This window comes from Paraburkholderia sp. GAS32 (genome assembly GCF_050434225.1).
In the GTDB taxonomy this organism is placed as follows: domain Bacteria; phylum Pseudomonadota; class Gammaproteobacteria; order Burkholderiales; family Burkholderiaceae; genus Paraburkholderia; species Paraburkholderia madseniana.
In genome coordinates, this window is the sequence record NZ_JBNPVS010000111.1 from 1 (window position 1) to 6,488 (window position 6,488).

At 59.1% G+C, this 6,488-nt stretch carries 5 protein-coding genes; all 5 read left to right on the plus strand.

Features of this window, described 5'->3' with window-relative positions:
• The first annotated feature begins 119 nt into the window (after positions 1-119).
• The 5 genes from P3T25_RS48280 (at position 120) to P3T25_RS48300 (ending at position 6,273) form a co-directional block, all read left to right on the plus strand.
• Positions 120-1,337, plus strand: a complete 1,218-nt coding sequence (locus P3T25_RS48280) for a tyrosine-type recombinase/integrase (RefSeq protein ID WP_429364815.1) — start codon at positions 120-122, stop codon at positions 1,335-1,337.
• A gap of 2 nt (positions 1,338-1,339) precedes the next feature.
• Complete coding sequence (locus P3T25_RS48285) at positions 1,340-2,872, plus strand: tyrosine-type recombinase/integrase (protein WP_429364823.1); 1,533 nt, start codon at positions 1,340-1,342, stop codon at positions 2,870-2,872.
• Entirely contained in the window at positions 2,869-5,193 is a 2,325-nt protein-coding gene (locus P3T25_RS48290) for a hypothetical protein (RefSeq protein WP_429364817.1), read from the plus strand. The genes P3T25_RS48285 and P3T25_RS48290 overlap by 4 nt, the downstream gene beginning before the upstream one ends.
• Positions 5,186-5,674, plus strand: coding sequence for a hypothetical protein (locus tag P3T25_RS48295; protein ID WP_429364819.1), 489 nt, complete (start codon positions 5,186-5,188; stop codon positions 5,672-5,674). Before P3T25_RS48290 ends, P3T25_RS48295 begins: the two co-directional genes overlap by 8 nt.
• A gap of 98 nt (positions 5,675-5,772) precedes the next feature.
• Positions 5,773-6,273 (plus strand): hypothetical protein, encoded by a 501-nt coding sequence (locus P3T25_RS48300; RefSeq protein WP_429364821.1) that lies wholly within the window; start codon positions 5,773-5,775, stop codon positions 6,271-6,273.
• The last annotated feature ends 215 nt before the right edge of the window (positions 6,274-6,488 follow it).

Consider the following 6,488-nt stretch of genomic DNA (forward strand, 5'->3'; position numbering starts at 1 on the left):
CAACACTTTTGGTATGTTCTGGGCCGTTGCTCAGCGCACGGCCTCACGACGTTACATACCGCAACCGTGACATGCGCATATGGTAGGTTTTGCGAGCGCGTTCTGTTGCGGGGATTTCCATGTTCGTTCAGATCGGTGCCGACGTGGTGCCGCGAGCACTCCAAGGCGTTCTGCTGGTCGACAGCAATCATGTTCCTCGATACTGGGCCGCGGTCTGGCTGGTCATCGCTGCGTCACAGTGGGCTACGTCGACGCAGACGATGCGATTGCGGTTCATCGAGAATCTGTACGAACACGCGGATCGATCGTTCAAGGCAAATGCGCTCGATGACGCGCTATCCAGTGTTGATGAAGCGCGGCTTGCCGACATTCTCGAGTCGTGGTTCGTGAGTTTGCGCAACCAGCCTGTCGCAAGCAGCGGCAACGAGGACCGGTGGCGGACCGGACTGGGTTTCGTGACGTCGGTGGTCACGTGGCTTTCGAAGTCTGGCGACGCGAACATGCAGCAGATTGAAGCGCGGATCCATCGGCTGTCGACGCTTTACCGCCAGTTGCACATACGGCAAGGCGGCCGTACGGAGACTCTCCGATCGCTGCCAGCCAGCGTGGTCGAAAGTCTCTATCAGATACTTGATCCGGAATCGGATACCAATCCGTTCCGACGTTCTCATACGCGCTGGCGGGTCTTCATCGCGTTCGTGTTGATGCTCCATCAGGGACTACGGCGAGGCGAACTGTTGCTGCTGACCGCGGATGCCATCAAGAGCAGCCATGACCGCAAGCTTGATCGGACACGGTACTGGCTGAACGTCCGACAGAATGGATATGAAGAAGCGGACGGCGATAGCCGCTACTCGAAACCCAGCATCAAGACCATCCATTCGATCAGGCAGATTCCTGTCAGCGACGCGACTGCCCGCCTCGTGCAGGTCTATTGCGAAAATTATCGGGGCCGGCCTTCCCATTCGTTCATGCTGAATGCCCAGACTGGCGGCCCTCTGTCCACCGAGTCGCTGACAAAGATCTTTACATTGATATCGAAAGCGCTGCCCTCCGAGATACGGCAGGAACTTTACGATCGCACCGGGAAAAGGACTGTGACGTGCCACGATCTCCGCCACACCTGCGCCGTGTTGAGGCTTCACCAGTTACTGGAGCGCGGCGACGCGATGGCCGAAGCGCTACAGAAGATGCGCACATTCTTCGGCTGGTCGAAAAGATCCGACATGCCATCGCGCTATGCCCGGGCTGTCTTCGAAAACAGGCTCGCGAGCGTATGGAGTGACGAATTCGATGATCGTGTGGCCGTGTTGCGCTCGCTTCCGAAGGGCCGTTGAACATGCCGAAAACTCCATCGGCCCAGATCCGCCCCCGAATCGAGCCATCGACGCTCGAACACATGCTGGGATCGTTGCCGCAACTGCCGCCCGTTGTGCGTTACTACGACGACTTCGACGACAAACTCCGCTCCTTGTCTGAAGTTCGCCAAGGCGATGCCTTGGGGCTTCATATCAACGGTCGACTGTTCCGGCTTGACTTTAGCCGCTACCCTCCGACATACAGTGCTCTCCAGAAGCACCTGCTGGTCTTCCTGTTGGGCGAAGATCTGCATATCTCGACCTGCTTCAATGTTCTGAACGCAGCAATGCATCTTGATGTGCATGACGTCGAACACATCGTCGAAGCCGGACCGACAGGCATCTCAGCGATATGGTTGGCACTGCGCGCCCGTCAGCTGCCCGTTCACGCCTATCGCTTCGTTAAGGCCGTGCTGCGTCTCCTGTGCCGGCATCGACTATGTGGATGGTCTGAGTCCTACCTGACCTATGTCAGTACTTCCCTGCCCGGCCCCGCAACAGACAAGTACGCCCGTGTGCGATCAGGCGATGTGTTCCTGTCCGCCGACGAGGAAGCCGCGATTGTTCGCTATCTGGATGAAACGTCTGACCTCGTAAGGGCAAGTGACTGGTCAGGGCTCCCGTATGAGGCGCTCTGCGACGCGGCGATGGTGCTCTGTTCCTATCAGTTTGCCATGCGTCCGATTCAGGTCGCGATGCTGACGATGCGTGACATACGAATCTGGAAACCGGAACCCGACACCGAACCGAGCGTGCATCTCACGTTCCTGATGGTCAAACAACAGGGAAAACTTCGAAAGAGGCCGATGGTCCGTCGTGTGAAACAGGAATGGGGCGTACTGTTCAGTGCGCTGGTTGCATATGCAGATTCTCAGGGCCGCAATGCTAATGATCGCGTCTTCGGCGTCAGTTCGAATCATGAAGCCGGATCCCGCATCGCTCGCCGTTTGGAACGTCTGATCGGCGACGATGCTCGCGCCATGGACCTTCGTCATACCGCTGCGCAGCGGCTCGTTGACGCCGGCGCAAGCCACGAAGAACTCGCCGAATTCATGGGCCATTCGCATGTGCAGACCGGACTCGTGTACTACGAGACATCGGCCACCCACGCGGAACGGGTCAACCGGGCGCTCGGCGCGTCGGACATATACCGGCGCGTGGCGAAAATTGCGCACGACCGGTTCATCCTCCCGGAAGAGCTCACCCTTCTTAAAGGTGAACAACAGATCGCCGGTGTGCCTCACGGCATTCCGATTGCAGGTATCGGCGGATGCTCTTCGGGACAGCCGGCCTGCCCCTATAACCCGGTCACGTCGTGCTACGGATGCAGGAAGTTCATGCCGTTGCACGACAGGTCGATGCATGAGCAGGTGCTGGCCGCCATGCGTGAAGTGGTTGTGTTCTTCGACCGGAGTTCCCGTGGCGACACCAGATCGCCGGCCTACCTTCAACTGCAACGCACGATCGCCGAGATACAGACGGTCATCGAAGAACTAGAAGACAACGACCGATGAACCCACACTACTGCGCGTTCATCGAGCTAGGCAAAACGCTAGCCCGCGAGAAAGGCCTGTCGTGGGACATGCCTCTCGACGAAACAGGCGCCGCACGCGACGGTGTCGGCTGGAACCTGACCGCTATTGCCAATGACGTGCCGCCACCGACACATTATCTGCGAGACCTTGGCGCTGATGCGAAGGCGCTGGCGATCATCAACGCAGAGCGCGCCGAGCGCGACCTGACGCCACTGGCACGCCAACCGCTGTCTCCCTCATGGCAGGACCTGGTCAAGGCAGCAGTCGCCGAACAGTTGCTGTTCAAACGGAACACCACCGGGTATGTCTCGCAGTCCATCGCACGTCCGCTGCGTGTAATCGCTACATGCGTGGACAGAGAGCCATGGCAACTGACCGTCGACGATCTGCGTCTGGCGATCCGCGTCGGCAAGGCGATCCAGGCCACAGGGAAGCTGGGAGACCTGGTGGCCGGCATCATCAAGATAGTGTTCGACGCCCAGCATCTCTGCGACGCTGGTCAGTTGTACTCGTCGCTCGCGGTTCCCCGCATGAAAATGAAAAGTGCGATCAAGGCGAAGCATACCTGGTCGCAGGAGGAGTTGCGCACCGACCTCGAGGCGCGCAAGCGTGAGGAGCGGTTGCCGGAGCGCCGGGCGTTCTGGGAGCTGACCCGCATCGTGATGACCGAAAAGCCGCGCACGTTCATGGACGATCTGCGGTTCGCCGCGATACGGACAATGATCGTGACGGGGCTTCGTATAGGTGAAGCCGCGCTGCTACCGGTTGACTGGCAGCGTGAGCGAACTTACGTCGACTTGAAGGGGCGCCCTGCCAGTGAATCCGGTGGCATCTCAACGTCGCTCATGATTCGCCACCTCGCCGAAAAGCAGCAGATCGAGGAGTCGGATAGCCGTGTTCTGTTCGAGAATACCCAGCCTGTGCCAGACATGTTCCGGCAATTGCTTACCGACACACTCGATCACGTCGCGAAACTCACGGAACCGCTGCGCGCGACGCTGAAGTTGCAGTGCGAGACCGGTCGGCTACTGCCCTGGTACCGGGCCAATGACGTCGTGCCGTTCACGGAAGCGTATGTGCGGCTGATGGGCAACCCGTTCTGGCTGGACATCGAGCGCGAGCCGTTCATTGAACGTTATCGGAAAAGTTTCGATCCTGATGTGCTGATCGATCTGCATCGATATCAGGCAGAAAGACCCGGGAATGGTCCGATCGCGCTGGATATGGCGGTATATCAGTTCGGAAAACGCCTGCTCGACAGGATGCGTGACGGGCAAATCGCATTGCGCTTCCGACGTGCTGATGGCAATGTCATCGGAGTCCGGGAGCGCATGGGCTGGCATAACACCTATCTTCGCATCGACGAGCTGGAGGAACATATCCGCTCCACGACACCGACGAAGGTCTCTGATACATCCCCGTTGCCGCTGGCGGTCGGTGTCGCGCAACCTTGGGAATTCCTGTTCGTTCAGCCGAAGCGCTCGCTTGCTGAAGAGCGGAACGACGGGCTCTGCGACGTTACCCGTTTCATGGCGGTCAGCCGCCCGGATCCGCGCTTTATTGGCATCGGGCTTGGCTACGACAAGGGAGTGCCGTCGTTGTTCGAGAAGTATGGAGAGACCGGGGAAGACAAGGCGTTGAAAATAGAGCCACACATGCTGCGTCACCTCCAAAACACCGAACTGTTCCGCCTGGGCGTGGCCGATACGATCATCTCAAAGCGCTTCAACCGGCGCAGCGTCGCACAGAGCTACGAGTACGACCATCGCAGTCTTGCAGAAGACCTCGACCAGATCGAAATCCCGCAGGACATCGAGGTCATGCTCGGCGAGAAGGCCAGCACGGTCGCCCGGCTCATCAAGGGCCGCAAGGCCAACGGCCCGATCGTTGATGCGTTCCGGCGCATTCAGGAAACAGAGGGCGACGCTGCCGCGTACGAGTACCTGCGCGCCGAAGCGGACGGCTTCCATGCCACGCCGTACGGGCACTGTCTGAATTCGTTCACGGTTGACCCCTGCCCCAAACACCTCGAATGCTTCGCGGATTGCCGCCACCTCTCGGCGACCGATCTGCCGGAGAACCGACAGAACCTGATCCAGCTCGAGGGCAAGTTCAAGCTCGCGCTGGAAACGATCAAGGCCAGGCCATCGACCAGCATTGGCTGGAAGAACCAGCTTGATCACGCTGAAAAGCGGCTTGCCGGCGTCCAGAAGCTTCTTGCAACACCATCGGGCAAACGTCCCTTCCCTGACGGCGTTGACCTGTCACTGCCGCGGCAACGTGGAGTACTTGATGACTGAACCGAACGGGTCCGGCAACGACGTAATGCGCGAGATTCTCGAAGCGTTGCTCGCCGATGATGAAGACATTACAGCTCGCGCTGTCGCGCGCCTGCACCCGTCCATCAATGCAGCATCGTCAATTACGCGCAGCGAAGCGCGGAGCACGTTGCTCGCTGAATATCGGCAGCGGCAGGCCGCATACCGCCGCTGGCGCGGCCGCGTTGGCAAACGGTCTGGCGCCGACACCGCAGCGTCGCTCACCGACAAGGACATCCGGATTGCAGAACTCGAAGCCACTGTGCAACTGCTGACGGCTTCCCACCTTGCAATGTTGCGCGCGGTCGGCGAACTGGGCGGCTTCAGCAAATGGGTCAGATTCTATGCACAGTATCGCGACGCGCGCGACAAACTTGCGCAGCTTGGCGCGATACCGGAGGCGGCAATATCTCCAATGCCGGAAGAAAGCCCGAAGCGCCGGGGAGATGCAAGGCGGCGATGACTGTCAGCGTGACGTGATAGTGTTTGCATGATCGCTACAGCCACGAAATGGCTGCGGTTCGGCGGCGGAAGCCGCCTCTCTCCCGAAAGGAGCGCGAAATGTCTTACCCACCCTGTTTCCAGACATTGCACGATGAGCCCGGCCCCGTCGGATACCTCGGGCGAGGTACGCATTATTCTGTTTTACGCGTACCGACGTGGCACGACGAACTGATGAACCAGATTCAGTACGGCAGGTTCCTCGACTTCGCAATTATCTGGGATGAAGATCACGACGGCCGGGTGCTCGATGCGATCCTGATCATGTACCTCACTGGGCTGCTTGCACCGGTGCGATTCATCGGCGAACGCAAAGGCGTGCTCTCAGTGCTGCTTGCACCCGCAACCGTCAAGACTTGGGACGAAGACACGTTCCAGCGATATCGCGAGGACGTCGTCGACGTATGCGCCCATCTTGATGATCCGTGGACAGCAGAAATCAACAGCATGGATAGCACACAGCATTCGATTATCCAAGCGCCTGCTGAAAACGTCGCGATCTATCTGAAGAACATCGACATGCTGTGGCAGCTCGGAACGCGGTCTACCCTTCCTGCCTAGGCAGCACGGATTCGCAACAACATCCGATCATGCGATGCCACGACCAGGCCGCCGTTGTTGCGCAGTCGCACGCCCAACCGCGCAACAGACGGTGCACTTCGGTGATGCAACAGCCCTTCAGCGAATAGCGGCGCCTGTGGATAACTTCCCCGCTATAAATAAAGGGAAGAGTTGAAGAACAAACCTTCGCAACACGATGCCCGAGGTGCCAAGAA

Coding starts and splice junctions, on each gene's coding strand:
- P3T25_RS48280 (WP_429364815.1), top strand. CDS start 120: ATGTTCGTTCAGATCGGTGCCGACGTGGTGCCGCGAGCACTCCAAGGC.
- P3T25_RS48285 (WP_429364823.1), top strand. CDS start 1,340: ATGCCGAAAACTCCATCGGCCCAGATCCGCCCCCGAATCGAGCCATCG.
- P3T25_RS48290 (WP_429364817.1), top strand. CDS start 2,869: ATGAACCCACACTACTGCGCGTTCATCGAGCTAGGCAAAACGCTAGCC.
- P3T25_RS48295 (WP_429364819.1), top strand. CDS start 5,186: ATGACTGAACCGAACGGGTCCGGCAACGACGTAATGCGCGAGATTCTC.
- P3T25_RS48300 (WP_429364821.1), top strand. CDS start 5,773: ATGTCTTACCCACCCTGTTTCCAGACATTGCACGATGAGCCCGGCCCC.